19 protein-coding genes are annotated in these 16,917 nt (G+C 72.1%); 11 read left to right on the top strand and 8 right to left on the bottom strand.

Features of this window, described 5'->3' with window-relative positions; all coding sequences use genetic code 11:
* Nucleotides 1-12: 12 nt before the first annotated feature.
* A complete protein-coding gene (locus ABZ899_RS21870; protein WP_361348551.1) occupies nt 13-1,941 on the top strand; it encodes an AMP-binding protein in 1,929 nt (642 codons plus the stop codon).
* 121 nt (nt 1,942-2,062) lie between these two features.
* On the top strand, nt 2,063-3,199 hold the full coding sequence (locus ABZ899_RS21865) for a substrate-binding domain-containing protein (RefSeq protein ID WP_361348548.1): 1,137 nt from the start codon (nt 2,063-2,065) through the stop codon (nt 3,197-3,199).
* A gap of 28 nt (nt 3,200-3,227) precedes the next feature.
* On the opposite strand, the gene ABZ899_RS21860 is transcribed toward ABZ899_RS21865, so the two are convergent.
* Genes ABZ899_RS21860 through ABZ899_RS21845 form a run of 4 tightly spaced genes read right to left on the bottom strand, consistent with a single transcriptional unit; the run spans nt 3,228 to nt 5,193 of the window.
* Nucleotides 3,228-3,878, bottom strand: a complete 651-nt coding sequence (locus ABZ899_RS21860; RefSeq protein ID WP_361348545.1) for a class I SAM-dependent methyltransferase — start codon at nt 3,876-3,878, stop codon at nt 3,228-3,230.
* 46 nt (nt 3,879-3,924) lie between these two features.
* On the bottom strand, nt 3,925-4,164 hold the full coding sequence (locus ABZ899_RS21855; protein ID WP_361348543.1) for a hypothetical protein: 240 nt from the start codon (nt 4,162-4,164) through the stop codon (nt 3,925-3,927).
* A gap of 25 nt (nt 4,165-4,189) precedes the next feature.
* Nucleotides 4,190-4,513: an AzlD domain-containing protein gene (locus ABZ899_RS21850; protein WP_361348540.1), complete on the bottom strand. Its 324-nt coding sequence runs from the start codon at nt 4,511-4,513 to the stop codon at nt 4,190-4,192.
* On the bottom strand, nt 4,510-5,193 hold the full coding sequence (locus ABZ899_RS21845; protein ID WP_361348537.1) for an AzlC family ABC transporter permease: 684 nt from the start codon (nt 5,191-5,193) through the stop codon (nt 4,510-4,512). The genes ABZ899_RS21850 and ABZ899_RS21845 overlap by 4 nt, the downstream gene beginning before the upstream one ends.
* A gap of 81 nt (nt 5,194-5,274) precedes the next feature.
* Between ABZ899_RS21845 and ABZ899_RS21840 the strand changes: the two genes are divergently transcribed.
* Nucleotides 5,275-5,823 (top strand): XRE family transcriptional regulator, encoded by a 549-nt coding sequence (locus tag ABZ899_RS21840; RefSeq protein WP_361348534.1) that lies wholly within the window; start codon nt 5,275-5,277, stop codon nt 5,821-5,823.
* A 109-nt stretch (nt 5,824-5,932) separates the two neighbouring features.
* On the opposite strand, the gene ABZ899_RS21835 is transcribed toward ABZ899_RS21840, so the two are convergent.
* Nucleotides 5,933-6,136, bottom strand: coding sequence for a cold-shock protein (locus ABZ899_RS21835; RefSeq protein WP_003992177.1), 204 nt, complete (start codon nt 6,134-6,136; stop codon nt 5,933-5,935).
* A gap of 308 nt (nt 6,137-6,444) precedes the next feature.
* Between ABZ899_RS21835 and ABZ899_RS21830 the strand changes: the two genes are divergently transcribed.
* The 6 genes from ABZ899_RS21830 (at nt 6,445) to ABZ899_RS21805 (ending at nt 12,572) form a co-directional block, all read left to right on the top strand.
* The gene (locus ABZ899_RS21830) at nt 6,445-7,293 is read left to right on the top strand and encodes a menaquinone biosynthesis protein (protein ID WP_361348531.1); all 849 of its coding nucleotides are present in this window, start codon (nt 6,445-6,447) and stop codon (nt 7,291-7,293) included.
* A gap of 249 nt (nt 7,294-7,542) precedes the next feature.
* Nucleotides 7,543-9,147: a serine/threonine-protein kinase gene (locus tag ABZ899_RS21825; RefSeq protein WP_361348528.1), complete on the top strand. Its 1,605-nt coding sequence runs from the start codon at nt 7,543-7,545 to the stop codon at nt 9,145-9,147.
* A complete protein-coding gene (locus ABZ899_RS21820) occupies nt 9,147-9,884 on the top strand; it encodes an A24 family peptidase (protein WP_361348525.1) in 738 nt (245 codons plus the stop codon). The genes ABZ899_RS21825 and ABZ899_RS21820 overlap by 1 nt, the downstream gene beginning before the upstream one ends.
* Before the next feature lie 124 nt (nt 9,885-10,008).
* Nucleotides 10,009-11,208: a cyclic dehypoxanthinyl futalosine synthase gene (mqnC, locus tag ABZ899_RS21815; protein ID WP_361348522.1), complete on the top strand. Its 1,200-nt coding sequence runs from the start codon at nt 10,009-10,011 to the stop codon at nt 11,206-11,208.
* A 7-nt stretch (nt 11,209-11,215) separates the two neighbouring features.
* On the top strand, nt 11,216-11,815 hold the full coding sequence (locus tag ABZ899_RS21810) for a hypothetical protein (protein ID WP_361348519.1): 600 nt from the start codon (nt 11,216-11,218) through the stop codon (nt 11,813-11,815).
* Between the two features lie 61 nt (nt 11,816-11,876).
* Complete coding sequence (locus tag ABZ899_RS21805; RefSeq protein WP_361348516.1) at nt 11,877-12,572, top strand: demethylmenaquinone methyltransferase; 696 nt, start codon at nt 11,877-11,879, stop codon at nt 12,570-12,572.
* Here the strand turns inward: ABZ899_RS21805 and ABZ899_RS21800 are convergent.
* Nucleotides 12,559-12,897 carry a PASTA domain-containing protein gene (locus tag ABZ899_RS21800; protein ID WP_361348513.1) on the bottom strand — a complete coding sequence of 113 codons (339 nt, stop codon included), beginning with the start codon at nt 12,895-12,897 and terminating at the stop codon, nt 12,559-12,561. The genes ABZ899_RS21805 and ABZ899_RS21800 overlap by 14 nt on opposite strands.
* An 83-nt stretch (nt 12,898-12,980) precedes the next feature.
* The gene (locus ABZ899_RS21795; RefSeq protein WP_361348510.1) at nt 12,981-13,508 is read right to left on the bottom strand and encodes a GNAT family N-acetyltransferase; all 528 of its coding nucleotides are present in this window, start codon (nt 13,506-13,508) and stop codon (nt 12,981-12,983) included.
* A gap of 47 nt (nt 13,509-13,555) precedes the next feature.
* Between ABZ899_RS21795 and ABZ899_RS21790 the strand changes: the two genes are divergently transcribed.
* On the top strand, nt 13,556-14,890 hold the full coding sequence (locus ABZ899_RS21790) for a geranylgeranyl reductase family protein (protein WP_361348507.1): 1,335 nt from the start codon (nt 13,556-13,558) through the stop codon (nt 14,888-14,890).
* An 82-nt stretch (nt 14,891-14,972) separates the two neighbouring features.
* Here ABZ899_RS21790 and ABZ899_RS21785 read toward each other — a convergent pair whose 3' ends face one another.
* Nucleotides 14,973-15,794, bottom strand: a complete 822-nt coding sequence (locus ABZ899_RS21785) for a C40 family peptidase (RefSeq protein WP_361348504.1) — start codon at nt 15,792-15,794, stop codon at nt 14,973-14,975.
* Nucleotides 15,795-16,545: 751 nt separating this feature from the next.
* On the opposite strand from ABZ899_RS21785, the gene ABZ899_RS21780 reads away from it, so the two are divergent.
* Nucleotides 16,546-16,905, top strand: coding sequence for an NADH-quinone oxidoreductase subunit A (locus tag ABZ899_RS21780; protein WP_030950624.1), 360 nt, complete (start codon nt 16,546-16,548; stop codon nt 16,903-16,905).
* The last annotated feature ends 12 nt before the right edge of the window (nt 16,906-16,917 follow it).

Raw genomic sequence — 16,917 nt, 5'->3', positions numbered from 1 at the left:
CAGGAGCCGCCCGTGTCCACCCCGCTTCCCTCCTTCGCCCCCTCGGCCTCTTTCGGCGACGCGCCGGGCCCGGCCCTGGTGCGGCCGGAGACCCGGCGGCTGAACGGTGCCGTACGGGAGGCGTACGTGCCGCCGTTCGCCCCGCCCGTGACCCATGGGTCGCTGGCCGACCTGCCCTTCGACAACGCCGACGCGGTGCCGGACGCGGTGGTCCTCAGCCGCCGCGACGCCGACGGGCGCTGGACGGACGTGACGGCGGCCCAGTTCGCCGCGCAGGTGCAGGCCGTGGCGAAGGGGCTGATCGGCGAGGGCCTGATGCCCGGCGACCGGATCGCCGTCATGGCCCGCACCCGCTACGAGTGGACCCTCCTCGACTTCGCCTCCTGGGCCGCCGGACTGGTGGTGGTCCCCGTCTACCCCACATCCTCCGTCTTCCAGACCCGCTGGATCCTCCAGGACTCCGGCGCCGTGGCCCTGATCACCGAGACCGTCGCCCAGGCGAACGCCATGGGACCCGAACTGGACCGCGTCCCGGACCTGCGCCGCCTGTGGGTGATGGACAAGGGGCACGTGGACCGGCTGGCGGAGGCGGGGGAGGAGCAGTCCGACGGTGAGGTGGCCGTCCGGCGCGGCATGCTCGTGCCCGACACCCTGGCGACGCTGGTCTACACGTCCGGCACCACCGGCCGGCCCAAGGGCTGCGCGCTGACCCACGGCAACTTCTTCGCCGAGGTCGACAACGCCGTCGAACTGCTCTACCCGATCTTCAAGGCGCGGACCAGCGAAGAGGCGTCGGTGCTGCTCTTCCTGCCCATGTCCCATGTGTTCGGGCGGATGGTGGAGGTGGCCTGTGTGCGCGCCCGGGTCCGGCTGGGCCACGCGCCGAGCCTGAAGGCCGAGGACCTCCTGCCGGACCTCGCCGCCTTCCGGCCGACCTGTCTGCTGACCATCCCGTACATGCTGGAGAAGGTCTACAACTCCGCCCGCGCCAAGGCGGAGTCGAGCGGCCGGGCGTCCACCTTCGACCGGGCCGCGGGCGTCGCCGAGCGCTACGGCGAGGCGCTGGAGGCCCGCCGGTCCGGCACCGGCCCGGGCCCGGGGACCGCGCTCAAGGCGGCCCGCGCGGTGTACGACCCGCTCGTCTACCGGCGCCTGCGCGCCGCGATGGGCGGCCGGGTGAAGTACGCGATCTGCGGCGGCTCCCCGCTGGGCCGCCGGCTCGCGGCCTTCTACGCGGGCGCCGGCATCGAGGTCTACGAGGGCTACGGGCTCACCGAGACGACCGGCGCGGCCACCGTGACGCCGCCCCTCAAGCCCCGTCTCGGCACGGTGGGCTGGCCGCTGCCCGGCACCCGGGTCCGGCTCGCGGCGGACGGCGAGGTGCTGCTCTCCGGCGACCACGTGCTGCGCGGCTACTGGGACCCGGCGGCGGGCGGTGTGGTCCCCGCGGCCGCCGACGGCTGGCTGGCCACCGGCGACATCGGTGCCCTGGACGACGAGGGCTATCTCACGATCACCGGCCGCAAGAAGGAACTGCTCATCACCGCGGGCGGCAAGAGCGTCGCCCCGGCCCCGCTGGAGAACTGGCTGCGCTCGCACCCGCTGATCTCGCAGTGCCTGGTCGTCGGCGACCGCCGCCCCTACGTCGCCGCGCTCATCACCCTCGACATGGGCGGCGTCGGCCACTGGCGCCGGATGAACGGCCGGCACCCGGTCCCCGCCGAACTCCTGGTGGACGACCCGGAGCTGCGGGACATCCTGCAGCGAGCCGTGGACGAGGCGAACAAGCTGGTGTCCCGGCCCGAGTCGATCCGCCGCTTCGCCGTCCTGCCGGTGGACTTCACCGAGTCGGACGGCCACCTCACGCCGTCGATGAAGCTCCGCCGGGACCAGGTCATGCGGGACTTCGCGGCCGACGTGGAGGCCCTGTACGCGGGGTGACCCCCGCCGGACCGCGTCCGCGCCGCCCCGCACGACCGCTCGACCCACCCTGCCCTGCCCGCCCCCCCCGCGGTGGCCACGGCCATCCGGACCCCGCACTCCCCCCGCTCGGAAGGCAGCAGTGAACGCTCGCACCCCCCACCACCCCGCCCTGCGCCGGGCCCGCACGGCCGTCACCGCGGCCGCCGCCGCGCTGTCCCTCGCCGCCTGCGGTGTCGTCGACGGCATCGCGGGCGCCGACTCCTCCCAGGCACAGCGCAGCGGCGACGACGTCACCGTCGGACTGCTCCTGCCCGACAAGGCCACCGCGCGCTTCGAACGGTTCGACCACCCGCTGATCGAGAAGGAGGTCGCCTCCCTCACCCACGGCAAGGGCCAGGTCGTCTACGCCAACGCCGAGTCGAGCACGACGAAGCAGAGCCGCCAGTTCCGGCGGCTGATCGAGGACCGGGTGGACGTGATCCTGGTGGACGCCGTGGACTCCAAGGCCATCGCGCCCGACGTGCGCCGGGCCAAGGACGCCGGCATCCCGGTCATCGCCTACGACCGCCTGGCCGAGGGCCCCGTCGACGCCTACGTCTCCCACGACAACGAACTCGTCGGCGAGGTGCAGGCCCGCTCCCTCGTCCAGCGCCTCGGCTCCAAGGCCCTGACCAGCAAGGTCGTCATGATGCACGGCGACCCCGCCGACCCGAACACGGCCCGCTTCAAGCGGGGCGCGGTCACCGAGCTCAAGGGCGACGTGAACATCGTCAAGGAGTACGACACCCGCAAGTGGTCGCCCGAGGCCGCCAAGGCCCACATGCGCGAGGCCATCGCGGCCATCGGCGCGGACGGCATCGCCGCGGTCTACTCGGCCAACGACGGCATGGCGGGCGCCGCCATCGACGCGCTCAAGGAGGCCGGCGTCGGCCAGGTGCCGCCGGTGACCGGGCAGGACGCGAACCTGGACGCCATCCAGCGGATCGTCGCCGGGGAGCAGTACATGACGGTGTACAAGCCGTTCGAGCTGGAGGCGACCACCGCCGCCCGGATGGCCGTCTACAAGGTGCAGGGCCGCGGTGTCGCCTTCGACGCCCTGGTCCAGGACGTGGTCGACAGCCCCACCCGGGAGGACATCCCGGCCGCGCTGCTGACGGTGGTCGCCGTCACCGCCGAGAACATCGACGACACGGTCGTCCGGGACGGCGTGTACACCGTCGATCAGATATGCACCCCGAAGTACGCGGCCGACTGCGCCGCGATCGGCCTCGGCTGACGGGACGCGGGCGGGACGGGCCCCGGTCTCAGGCGGCGCCCCTGCGGGCGAGCAGGAAGGCCTGCGGGGACGTCTCGCCGAGGGCGGGGTCCGCCTCCCGGACCGTGCGGGAGTGCAGGGCGAAACCGGCCCGCGTCAGCAGCGCGGCCATGTCGTCCGGGCGGCGGCGCAGGAAGGTCAGCGCGACCGGGTGCCCGAACGGCCGGTCGTGGTGCCGGTGTTCGTCGCCCGCCTGGAAGGTGATGAGCAGGGGAGCCCCCGGCGCCAGCACCCGGTGGAACTCGGCGAAGAGCGCCGGCAGCCGGTCCTCCGGGAGGTGGATGGAGGAGTAGAACGACACGGCACCGGACAGCGCCCCGTCCGGCAGGTCCAGCTCCAGCATCGACCCCCGCTCGAACCGCAGCCCGGGGTTCTCCCGGCGGGCGATCGCGAGCATCGACTCCGACAGGTCGACGCCGAACACGTCCAGGCCCAGCGCGGCGAGGCGGGCCGTGGTCCGGCCGGGCCCGCAGCCCAGGTCGGCCACCGGTCCGGCGCCGCCCGCGAGTTCGGCGAACACCCGCAGCACCGCACGCTCCAGGGGCCGCCGGGCCATCTCGTCCTCGAAGAGCCTGGCGTAGTCCTCCGCGATGGCGTCGTAGAAGGTGCGGGTGGCGGTCAGGAAGTCGGCTTCGGTCATGGCCCGCGACCCTAGTGCCCGCCGGTCGGGGTTGCCTGCCCGCTCCCTACTCGGGTTCCCGGCCCTTGCCGCCCGCGCCGGTGCGGCCACCGCCGCGCGCGCCGCCCAGTGCCGCGCCGGCCGCCACGCCCACCCCCATGCCCAGGCCCAGCCCGAGCGCCAGGTTGTCGAACACCGTCGTCCCGAGCACGACGCCGAGCGCCAGGCCCAGGGAGATCCCGAGCGACACACCGGTCGCCAGGCCCGTGTCCCGCTCCGGGCCGCCGCCGTTCTCACCGCTTGTCATCCGGCGATCCTCCCACGCGGACCGCTCACGCCACCCCCACCGCCCGCAGCAGCGCGGCCGACCCCGCGGCCGCCAGCACCACCACCGGGAACGGCGCGCCCCGCCACGCCAGGACGCCGCCCACCAGCACCCCCGCCGGGCGGGCCCAGCCGGCGAACCCGCCGCCCTCCGTCAGCGCTCCCGTGGCCAGCAGCGCCACGAGCAGCACCACCGCGCCGGCCGCCGACAACTGCTGCACCCGCGCGGGCAGCGTGATCCGTCCGTGCAGCGCCGGGCCCACCAGCCGGAAGGCGTACGTCCCGGCCGCGAGCACCAGGATCACGGCGACCGTCGCCGTCGTGGAGGTCATGCCGTACCACCCTTCCCGCCGTGGGCCACCAGGCCCGTGAGCGCCAGCAGCACGGGCACGCCCGCCGGGACGGCCGGGGTGACGGCGAGGGCGAGCGCGGCGCCGAGCAGCGCCGCCCTGCGCACGGAGCGGTCCCCGCGCAGGACCGGCAGCACCAGCGCCACCAGCACCGCCGGGAAGGCGGCGTCGAGTCCGTAGGTCGCCGGGTCGCCGAGCGCGGTCCCGGCGAGGGCACCGGCCAGGACGCCGGTGTTCCAGGCGGCGAACAGGCCGAGGCCGTTCACCCAGAACGCGGCCCGGCGGCGGGCCGGGTCCGGCTGCGCCAGCGTGAACGCCACCGTCTCGTCGGTGACCAGGTGCGCGCCGGCCAGACGGGCGAGCCGGCCCGGCCCCAGGACGTCCGCCACGGCGAGGCTGAAGGCCGCGGTACGGGTGTTGAGGATCAGGCCGGTGACCACCGCGGCGAGCGGCCCGCCTCCGGCCAGCAGCAGCCCGACGGCGCTGAACTGCGCCGACCCCGCGTACACGGCGAGCGACATGGCCACCGGCACCCAGAGCGGCAGCCCGCCGGCCACCGCGATCGCGCCGAAGGACACGCCGACGACCCCGGTCGCCAGCCACATGAGGGCGCTGTCGCGCACCAGCGATGCCATCATCGGTGTTCGGAACAGCGAACGCATGTTTCCCAGAATGAACAGATGGGTCTCTGTTCGTCAAGACGAACAGACGGTCCGGCAGAACGAACGACTGGAAGTGAGCCGATGGGTGAGCCCCTCACGTGGATCGCCACCTCCCTGCGCCGCGAGCGCGCCCGTGCCGGGTTGTCCCTGTCCGAGCTGGCCAAACGGGCGGGCATCGCGAAGTCCACGCTCTCCCAGTTGGAGGGCGGAGGCGGGAACCCCAGCGTCGAGACGCTGTGGGCGCTCGGTGTGGCGCTCGGGGTGCCGTTCAGCACTCTGGTGGAGCCACCGGCCCCCGTGGTCCAGGTGATCCGGGCGGGCGAGGGGCCCGCGGTGGCGTCCGAGCGCGCCGACTACGTCGCCACCCTGCTCTCCGCGAGTCCGCCGGGCGCCCGGCGGGACATCTACCACCTGCGCGCGGAACCGGGCGCGGCCCGGGAGTCCGAGCCGCACATCCCGGGCACCGTGGAGCACCTGATCGTCGGAGCGGGCCGGGTGAAGGCGGGACCGCGCGGCGAGGAGGTGGAACTGGGCCCCGGGGACTACATGACGTACCGCGGCGACGTGCCGCACGCGTACGAGGGGCTGGAGCCGGGGACCTTCTTCGTCCTCGTCATGCAGCACGTGTGACAGCGGCCCCGGGAAGGAAAAGGCAGGAGCCCCGACGCCTGGCGGCGCGGGGCTCCTTGGGTACTGCTCTCAGTTCCGGATCAAAGCACCAGGCTCCGAGGACCGAAGATCAGACGGGGGTGACGTTCTCCGCCTGCGGGCCCTTCGGGCCCTGGGTCACGTCGAAGGAGACCTGCTGGTTCTCCTCCAGCGAGCGGAAGCCGCTCGCGTTGATCGCGGAGTAGTGAACGAAGACGTCGGGGCCGCCGCCTTCCTGGGCGATGAAGCCAAAGCCCTTTTCGGCGTTGAACCACTTCACGGTTCCGGTAGCCATAAGCCCTCCTTGGGCCCAAAGGGTTGCCCTGCTCCAGAACCTGCAAGTGTGAAAACGAGTGCCGCACATCTGCATACGTCTGAAAACGACTAGAGCCCGCGGTTACATGCTCCGCAGGCTCTGTACTGCAAGGGAAACCAAACTGCAACTTGCGGCGAGCCTAGCACGCAGGCGGCCGAAAGCAATAGAGGTCAAGATCACTTCACTCGGAGGTTTGAAGATCCGTGTCGGGAGTTGACCGAAGCCGATGACCTGTAGGTCACGACCCTGAAGGCCGAACGCTACTCCATGGGGTCTAGTCTCGCGATGTGGACAATTCTCGCACCCGCCCCCGCGTGGGCCACATCCAGTTCCTCAACTGCCTGCCTCTGTACTGGGGGCTCGCGAGAACCGGCACCCTCCTCGACTTCGAGCTGACGAAGGACACCCCGGAGAAGCTCAGCGAGCAGCTGGTGCGCGGCGATCTCGACATCGGCCCGATCACGCTCGTCGAGTTCCTGCGCAACGCCGGCGACCTGGTCGCCTTCCCCGACATCGCCGTCGGCTGCGACGGACCGGTGATGTCCTGCGTGATCGTCTCGCAGGTCCCCCTCGACCAGCTGGACGGCGCCCGTGTCGCCCTCGGCTCGACCTCCCGCACCTCGGTCCGGCTCGCCCAACTGCTGCTCGCCGAGCGGTACGGCGTGCGTCCCGCCTACTACACCTGCCCGCCCGACCTCAGCGTGATGATGCAGGAGGCGGAGGCGGCGGTCCTCATCGGCGACGCGGCGCTGCGGGCCAACCTGCTCGACGGCCCGCGCTACGGGCTCCAGGTGCACGACCTGGGTTCGCTCTGGAAGGAGTGGACCGGTCTGCCCTTCGTCTTCGCCGTGTGGGCGGCGCGCCGCGACTATCTGGACCGGGAACCGGACATCACCCGCAAGGTGCACGAGGCATTCCTCGCCTCGCGCAACCTCTCCCTGGACGAGGTCGGCAAGGTCGCGGAACAGGCGGCGCGCTGGGAGGCCTTCGACGAGAAGGTCCTGGAGCGGTATTTCACGACTCTCGACTTCCGTTTCGGCGGCCCCCAGCTGGAAGCGGTCGCGGAGTTCGCGCGCCGCGTCGGGCCGACCACGGGATTTCCCGCGGACGTGAAGGTCGAACTGCTCCGTCCGTGAACGCCCGGTTCCCGAAGGACGGCACCGGCAAGGCGTCAGGGGTGACGTCTTCTCCGCGCCGTCCGCACGTCCGGAAGGCCGTGGAAGGAGTTCTCCCGCCGGGACTTCACCCATGAGGCCCGCGCCCATCGGACTGACGGGCCGGAGGCGGCAGTTCCGGCCCGCGCCGGAGAACGCGGACCCGATCCGCACTAATCTGCTGCGAAGTTGGCGGGGGCGCTGGGCCGTACGGGGGAGAGGTGGACGCCGATGCAGCCACTCGGCATGGACGAGCCCACGGTCGTCGGGCCGTACCGGATCCTCGGCCGGCTCGGCTCCGGCGGGATGGGCCGGGTCTACCTCGGCCGCAGCTCCGGGGGCCGCACGGTCGCCGTCAAGATCGTGCACCCCCACCTCGCGCTCGACGAGGAGTTCCGCACCCGCTTCCGGCGGGAGGTCGAGGCGGCCCGGCGGGTGGGCGGCGCGTGGACGGCGCCCGTGCTGGACGCCGACCCGGAGGCCGCGGTGCCCTGGGTGGCCACCGGGTACGCGGCCGGTCCGTCGCTCTCGAGTGCCGTCGCCGACTCCGGTGCCCTGCCCGCCCCGTCCGTACGGGCCCTCGGGGCCGGACTCGCGGAGGCGCTGGCCGCGGTGCACGACCTGGGACTGGTGCACCGGGACGTCAAGCCGTCGAACGTCCTGCTGACGCTCGACGGGCCCCTGCTGATCGACTTCGGCATCGCACGGGCCCTGGACGGCACCGCCTCCCTCACCTCCAGCGGTGTCTCCATCGGCTCACCCGGCTACATGGCGCCCGAGCAGATCCTGGGCAAGGGCGTCACGGGGGCGGCGGACGTCTTCTCGCTGGGCGCCGTGCTCGCCTACGCGGCGGCCGGCGAACCGCCGTTCTCCGGGGACACCTCGGCGGCCCTGCTCTACAAGGTCGTCCACGAGGAGCCCGAACTCGACGCCCTGGACGACACGTTGCGGGAGCTGGTCGCCCGGTGCCTGGCCAAGGAGCCGGGAGCGCGGCCCGCCCCGGGCGAGCTGGCCGCGCGGCTGGCGCCCGAGGGCGCGGCCCGGCTGGTGGCGGGCGGCTGGCTGCCCGGGCCGCTGGTCGAGCAGGTCAGCCGGGGCGCCGTGCGGCTGCTGAACCTGGAGGCCGGGGAGGACGCCCCGTCAGGACCCGTGGCGTTCAGCCGGCCGGTCGCGGTCGGCGAGTTCGGGCCGGCCCCGGTGATGCCCGCCCCGGTGCCCGCGCCCCGTGACGCGGTGCCCGCACCCGACGACTCCACCGACGCGTCCCCTTCCGCCGAGCCGGGTGTGTCCGTCGCGGCTCGCGGACGCAGGGTGAGCTGCACGGTCACCCTGGCCGTCGCGGGCGCCCTCGCGGCGGTCACGCTCGGCAGCTTCGTCGTCCTCGACCGGGTGCCGGGCCGGGGCGCCGACGACCGGGACACGAGCGCGGGCTCCGACGCCGCCCCGTCCCGGGCGCCGGGTGCGACGGAGGGCTCCGTCCCCGCCCGGTACCTCGGCACCTGGGAGGGGAAGGCCACGGCCGTGGGCGGCTCCCTGCCCGCCGGCACCTTCCGGCTCACCGTGCACAAGGCCGAGGTCGGCGAGGAACTGGGCAGGCTGCGCCAGACCGATCTGCTCGGCGGTGTCTGCAACGACGTCCTCACCCTGAAGAAGGTGACGGCGCAACAGCTCGTCGTCACGTCCGTGGGCGCGAAGGGCAACCACGCCGGCTGCAACCCCGAACCGCACACCGTCCGCATCACCCCGGCGGGCGACGACCTCGTGTACCGCTCGGAGAGCTCGGCGGAGGGCGAGCCCGAGGCCCGCCTGTCCAAGACCGGCCGGGGGAGCGGCTGATGGAGGTGAGCACCCCGGTCGTCGTCGCCGTGGCCGCGCTGTGGGGGGCGCTCGCGGGGGCGCTGCTGCCCCGGGCCGCCTACCGTTTCTCCGCGCCCGACGAGGAGCCGTGGCGGGCGCACTGCCCGGCCGGCCACCCGGTGCCGGGATGGCTCGGCCCGGCCGGCTGCCGGCAGTGCGGGCCCCGCGCCCCCTACGGCCCGGGCGCCCCCGTGCCCGTCCTCGTCACCGCCGCGGTCTGCGCCGCCCTCGCCGCCGCCACCGGCACCCGGCCCGAGCTGGGGGCCTGGCTGCTGCTGGCGCCCGGCGGCGTCCTGCTCACGCTCGTCGACCTCCGGGTGCGGCGCCTCCCCGACCCGCTCACGCTCTCCCTCGCGGGCGGCGCGCTCGCCCTGCTGGGCCTGGTCGCCGCCGTCCCCGAGCACGCCGGGCACTGGCCGACCGCCGTGGCGGCGTCCCTCGCGCTCGGCGCCTTCTACTACGGCCTGCATCTGCTCAACCCCGACGGCATGGGCTTCGGCGACGTGAAACTGGCGCTCGGCGCGGGCGCGGTCCTGGGCTGGTACGGCTGGCCGACGGTCATGCTCGGCACCTTCGCCGGGTTCCTGTCCGGAGCGCTGTACGGCTGGGGCCTGGTCGCCCTGCGCCGGGCCGGCCGCACCTCGGCGATCCCCTTCGGCCCGTTCCTCCTCGGCGGGGCGCTCGCGGGGGTGCTGATCGGGGCGTACGCGGCCTGACGTCGGCTCCGTCAAGGGCCTGGCGTACGCTGGTTCGGTCCGCCCACCCGTCTTCCCCACCACCTTCGACGAAGAGCGCGCTCCGCGCACACCTCTTGATTGCTTGACGAAAGGGACGCCCCCGGTGACCGAGAAGGCCGACCTCCAGTCTGTGCTCGACCGTGCCGCAGCGGGCGGGCGGATCACCCCAGAGGAAGCGCTCGACCTCTACCGCGACGCCCCGCTGCACGCGCTCGGGGCCACCGCCGACGCCGTGCGCCGCCGCCGTTACGCGGGCACCGAGCACATCGCGACGTACATCATCGAGCGGAACATCAACTACACGAACGTGTGCGTCACGGCGTGCAAGTTCTGCGCCTTCTACGCCCCGCCCAAGGACACGGCCAAGGGCTGGACCCGCGACCTCGACGACATCCTGCGGCGCTGCGCGGAGACCGTCGAACTCGGCGGCACCCAGATCATGTTCCAGGGCGGCCACCACCCGGACTACGGCGTCGAGTACTACGAGAAGCACTTCGCGGCCATCAAGAAGGAGTTCCCGCAGCTCGTCATCCACAGCCTGGGGGCGAGCGAGGTCGAGCACATGGCCCGGATCTCCAAGGTCGGTGTCGAGGAGGCGATCCAGCGGATCCACGCGGCCGGCCTCGACTCCTTCGCGGGCGCGGGCGCGGAGCTGCTCCCCGAGCGCCCCCGCAAGGCCATCGCGCCCCTGAAGGAGTCCGGTGAGCGCTGGCTGGAGATCATGGAGACCGCCCACAACCTGGGCGTGGAGTCCACCTCCACCATGCTGATGGGCACCGGCGAGACCAACGCCGAGCGGATCGAGCACCTGCGGATGATCCGTGACGTGCAGGACCGCACGGGCGGCTTCCGGGCCTTCATCCCGTACCTGTACCAGCCCATGAACAACCACCTGAAGGGCCGGACGCAGGCCACGATCTTCGAGTACCTGCGGATGATCGCGATCTCCCGGCTCTTCATGGACAACATCGCCCACATCCAGGGCTCCTGGCTGACCACCGGCCAGGACGCGGGCCAGCTGACGCTGCACTACGGCGCGGACGACCTGGGCTCGGTCATGCTGGAGGAGAACGTCGTCTCGGCGGCCGGTGCCAAGCACCGCTCCAACCTCCAGGAGATGATCGACATGATCCGCTCCGCGGGGCGGGTCCCGGCCCAGCGCTCGACGACGTACGAGCACCTCGTCGTGCACGACGACCCGGCGAACGACCCCGTCGACAGCCGCGTCATGTCCCACATCTCCTCGACGGCGATCGAGGGCGGCACGGCGCACCCCGAGCTGAAGATCCTCGCCTCCAACTGACGTTCCCGTGCTGACCCTTCACGTCGCCGACGCCTCGCCCGAGAGCGCCGTCCTGGTCGACGGCGCGCACATCGCCGCCGTCGGCCCGTACGAGGAACTGGCTGCCGCCCATCCCGACGCCCGGCTGCGCAAGTGGCCCGGCATCCTGACACCTGGTCTGCTCAACCCGTACGGCCCGGAACTGCTGGAGCAGGCCTACCACCCCGACCCGCGCGAGGCGGACCGGCTCGGCACCGAGCCGGTGTTCGGCGAGCGTGCGCGGGACCTCCTCGGCGCGGGACCATCCGTGCGAGGAGCCAGCGCCCGCCGCGGGGTCCAGCGCCTGCTGGCGCACGGCACGGTCGCGATCGCCGGTGAACTGCGCAGCCGTGAGGCCCTGGACGCGGTCCGCAGGGCCGGGCTCGCCCTGGCGGGACGCCCGGCCGCACTGCCCGGCCCTCCGGCGCTCTCCCCGGTGCCGCTCGTCCTGCTGCCGGGCCTCGCCGCCGGGAAGCGCGCGCGGTTCGCGGTGTTCGACGTGCCCGACCGCGCGGCCCTCGTCCGGGAGGGTGCGTCCACCTGCGTGGCCACCGTCGTGGCCGGCCGCCTGGTGCACCGCCGGCGCTGACCGCGCGGCCGTCCCGGAAGCCGCCGCGGGCGGACCGGGGAGCGGCTGCAAGAATGGGCGGGTGACCCGCGCATCCCTGGACAAGCAGCCGCACGAAGTCGCCTCGATGTTCGACAACGTGGCGGAACGGTACGACCTGACCAACGACGTGCTGTCGCTCGGGCAGGACCGCAGATGGCGCAAGGAGGTCGCCCGCGCCGTCGACGCCCGCCCCGCGCAGAAGGTCCTCGACCTCGCCGCCGGCACGGGCACCTCCTCGCTGCCCTTCGCGCGGACCGGTGCCTACGTCGTCCCCTGCGACTTCTCGCTCGGCATGCTCCAGGTCGGCAAGCGCAAGCACACCTGGCTGCCGTTCACCGCGGGCGACGCGACGCGACTGCCGTTCCGGGACGACACGTTCGACGCCGTCACGATCTCATTCGGGCTGCGCAACGTGCAGGACTTCGACACCGCGCTGCGCGAGATGCACCGGGTGACCCGGCCCGGCGGCCGCGTCGTCATCTGCGAGTTCTCCCACCCGACATGGGCGCCCTTCCGCACCGTCTACACCGAGTACCTGATGCGCGCCCTGCCGCCGGTCGCCCGCGCGGTGTCCTCGAACCCGGACGCGTACGTCTACCTCGCCGAGTCCATCCGCGCCTGGCCCGACCAGCCGGCCCTCGCCGAGCGGCTGCGCAAGGCGGGCTGGTCCAAGGTGGCCTGGCGGAACCTGACGGGCGGGGTCGTCGCCCTGCACCGCGGGTTCAAGCAGAGCTGACCACGGGGTAGGGGTCTCCGGGCTCGTCGAGCGCGCGGGGCCTGCCCCCCGACGGCGGGCGCGGTATGCGCGGCTCGCGCACCCCTCCGCCGCCCTCTCCCTCGCCGAAGTCGAACCAGACGGCGACCGTCGAGTCCCGCGGCACCGGGGTGCCGGGCTGCGGGTACTGACGGACGACGTAGTCGACGACGACGAGCGGGAAGTCCGGCCGGTCGGGTGCGGTCAGGGACAGGCCGTGGGACTTGGCTGCCTCACGGGCGTCCATGGCCATCAGTCCGACGAGTCGCGGGACCCGCACCTCGGGTGTCGTGGGTGTTGTGTGCACAGATGTCACCCCCAGCGGTACCTGCAGGGTAACCGCCCGGGGGTGCCGTCCGGAAGCGTCAAGTGTCTTTCTGTGACAGTCAGTTACTCTGCGTGTCCGGCTGGGGCGTCCAGGTCGAGCCGGTAGCAGTGTCCCCGCCGGGCGTCCGGTGTGCTGAACACCTCCGCGAGCCGCATCCCCAGCCGCCGCGTCACCGCTATCGACCGCTCGTTGCGGGCGTCCACCATCGCGACGACCCCCGGCACCCCGGCGGCCCGCACCCGCTCCAGCGTCTGCCGCGCGGCCGCCGTGACGTACCCCTTGCCCCAGTGCTCCCGGGCGAGCCGCCACCCGATCTCGATCTCCCCGGTGGGACCCCACTGCCGTTCCCAGGGCTGGGCGCCGGTGAAGCCGATGACCCGGTCGTCCTCGTCGAGCATCGTCCACAGACAGAAACCGCGCTCGGCGTCGTGCCGGCGCTGGCGGGCGGTGAGCTCCTCGTAGACGGAGAGTCCGGCGGCCCGGCCGCCGTGGAACTCCATGACGTCGGGATGGGCGAAGGCGCGGTGCCAGGCCACCGCGTCCTCGTCGGTGGGCACACGCAGCCGTACTACGGGCAGAGCTCGGTTCACAGGGCAGCCCTTCAGCCGGGTGATCAATTGTGCTGCATAGACTGCCCATGTCCAGTGCCCGTCGGCACGCAGATTTCGAACCTTGGGGAGTTCCCGCCGTGACCGAGCCCCTCTCCGAAAACACCGCCGATGTCATCGTCGTCGGAGCGGGCCCAGCCGGCTCCACCACCGCGTACCACCTCGCCAGGGCCGGACTCGACGTACTGCTCCTGGAGAAGACCGAGTTCCCGCGGGAGAAGGTCTGCGGCGACGGGCTGACCCCCCGCGCCACCAAGCAGCTCGTCGCCATGGGCATCGACATCTCCGAGGAGGCCGGCTGGCTGCGCAACAAGGGCCTGCGGATCATCGGCGGCGGCGTGCGCCTCCAGCTGGACTGGCCGGATCTCGCCTCCTTCCCGGACTACGGACTCGTGCGCAAGCGCGACGACTTCGACGAGCAACTCGCCCGCCAGGCCCAGAAGGCGGGCGCCCGGCTCTTCGAGCGCTGCAACGTCGGCGCCCCCGTGATCGACGACCGCACCGGCCGGATCACCGGCGTCCACGCCAAGCTCGGGGAGGAGAAGCGCGAGGTCACCTTCCGGGCGCCGCTCGTCGTCGCCGCCGACGGCAACTCCTCCCGGCTGTCCCTGGCGATGGGTCTGCACCGCCGCGAGGACCGCCCGATGGGCGTCGCCGTGCGGACGTACTTCACGAGCCCCCGCCACGAGGACGACTACCTGGAGTCCTGGCTGGAGCTGTGGGACCGCCGGGGCCCCGAGGACCGGCTGCTGCCGGGCTACGGCTGGATCTTCGGCATGGGCGACGGCACGTCCAACGTCGGACTCGGCGTCCTCAACACCTCCGATTCCTTCAAGGAACTGGACTGGCGCGAGGTCCTGAAGGCGTGGTGCGCCTCGATGCCGGAGGACTGGGGCTACACCCCGGAGAACATGACCGGCCCGATCCGCGGCGCCGCCCTGCCGATGGCCTTCAACCGCCAGCCGCACTACACCAAGGGTCTGCTGCTCGTCGGCGACGCCGGCGGCCTGGTGAACCCGTTCAACGGCGAGGGCATCGCCTACGCCATGGAGTCCGGGCAGATCGCCGCCGACGTCATCGTCCAGGCGCACGCCCGCTCGACCCCCGCGGGCCGGGAGATGGCCCTCCAGCGCTACCCGCAGGTCCTCAAGGACACCTACGGCGGCTACTACACGCTGGGCCGCGCCTTCGTGAAGCTCATCGGCAACCCCAGGGTCATGAAGATCGCCACGCAGCGCGGTCTGACCCACCCGATGCTCATGAAGTTCACGCTGAAGCTCCTGGCGAACCTCACGGACCCGACCGGCGGCGACGCGATGGACCGGATCATCAACGGCCTGAGCAAGGTGGCCCCGAAGGCCTGACCGCACCGCCCGGGGCGACCCCGGGCACGCGTAAGGGCCGCTGCCCCCGAGCGGCTGCGGCCCTTACGGCGATCTGTACGGCTCAGAGCACGCGGACCGCGCCCGACGCCGGGTAACCCGACAGGTCCTGGATGACGACGCCCTTGGAGGGGTTGGCCGCGTCCAGGTACTGGCCGTTACCGATGTAGACGCCCACATGGTAGGCGGAACCCTTGCCGCCCCAGTAGAGGATGTCGCCGACCTGGATCTGCGACAGCGGGATGTCGGTGCCGGCCATCGACTGGTCCTGGGAGACCCGCGGCAGGTCGACGCCGACCTGCTTGAAGGCGGCCTGCACCAGACTGGAGCAGTCCCACGCGTTGGGGCCGGTGGCACCCATGACATACGCGTCGCCGACCTGAGCCTTGAGGAAGGAGACGACCGTCGCGACGCTGCCGCTGGCGGGGGCGGAGACGCTCGCGGAGACGGCCAGGGTGGTGCGCTCGGTGCTGCGCGACGCTGCGGCCTCCGCGGCGGCCTTACGGGCCTCCTCGGCCTTCTTCTTCGCCTCGGCCTTCTTCTTGGCCTGCGCGAGGTCCTTCTTGGCCTCCTCGGCCGCCGCGGCGGCGGCCGCGTCACGCTCGGCCTCGAGCTCGTAGTTCGCCGCCGCCAGCTGCGTGGCGTCCGCGGACTGGGCGAGCTGGTCCGCCAGGTCCCCCGAGAGGGTGGGCAGTTCGATGGTCTGCGTGACCGGCTCGGCGGCGTGCGCCGTGGCCGCAGCACCAGCCGCCGCCATGCTGAGGACGCCACCGGCGACTCCGGCACGCATCGCGATCGTGGTCGACGCGGTACGGCGGGGCTTCCGGTGGCTGCGTATGTGAGCGGTGTGGGACATGGGTACAACCGGTATCAGGGGCTCCTCCATACCTTCAAGAAACGTGGGCTGCGCCACAGTTGTTCAACGGACGCCCCAAATTCCCGCCGGAGCGCCCTTTATTGACGCCGTAACGGACATTGCGGACGGCCGTCATCCTGCCCGTGATCACGGTCTTTCATCATTAAGTCCTAATTGCCCCGCGCTTACCACTGGTGGGGACCGATGGCCAAGCCCGGTTCTCACGGACCCCTGACAGGTGTGGCGGAGGTCACGCAACGGTTACGGTCGCGTGCGCGTCCGGAGTCCGGATCGCGCCTCCGGAGTTCGTGAACGCGCGCACGCGTCCACATCGGCCCCCGTCGCTCCCTCTGATGTGTGAACGCGGTCCTCTATCAAGTCTTCCGGTCCAACTCCAATTTGCATGCAAGGGAAGCCTCTTGATATGGAGACGCCCCCTCTGAGCTGCGCCGACGAGCGAAAATGTCACCTCTGGTGATCACTCGGACGCTTCACGTGCGAAGATCACCGCTCATCCGTGTTCATGATCGTTCGTCAGGTGGTGGAGATCACAAAGCTTGTGCAATACCCCGTGTCGCAGATCACAGACCGGCAGGCATAAGATGCGAGGCAGTTGGGCTTGTGACCTGCTTCACATGTTCTCGATCTTCGCCGGGACAGGCGGTGTTCGTGGGGCCGGTGGGGTGGCCGTGAGTCCAGTGCAACCTCCCCCAGGTCTCGGCTCCGCTCGACCAGGGGGGACCCCCATGCAGTCAGTGCCGACTGAGAGGAGCGAGGAGCGGTGAACGCGTATGCGCCCATCCTCGTACTGGGAGCCCTCGGGGCAGGCTTTGCGATCTTCTCCGTGGTCATGGCCACGCTGATCGGTCCGAAGCGGTACAACCGGGCCAAGCTCGAGGCCTACGAGTGCGGAATCGAGCCGACCCCCACGCCGGCCGGTGGCGGGCGCTTCCCCATCAAGTACTACCTGACGGCGATGCTCTTCATCATCTTCGATATCGAGATCGTCTTCCTCTACCCCTGGGCCGTCACCTTCGACTCCCTGGGGATCTTCGGGCTCGTGGAGATGCTGCTCTTCGTGCTCACCGTCTTCGTCGCGTACGCGTACGTATGGCGGCGCGGCGGCCTGGAATGGGACTGAGGGGCCTTTAAC

Source organism: Streptomyces sp. NPDC046859, from assembly GCF_040645135.1.
Taxonomy (GTDB): Bacteria; Actinomycetota; Actinomycetes; order Streptomycetales; family Streptomycetaceae; genus Streptomyces.
The sequence above is the reverse complement of the archived record's forward strand: the minus strand, read 5'-3'. Positions and strand labels throughout refer to the sequence as shown.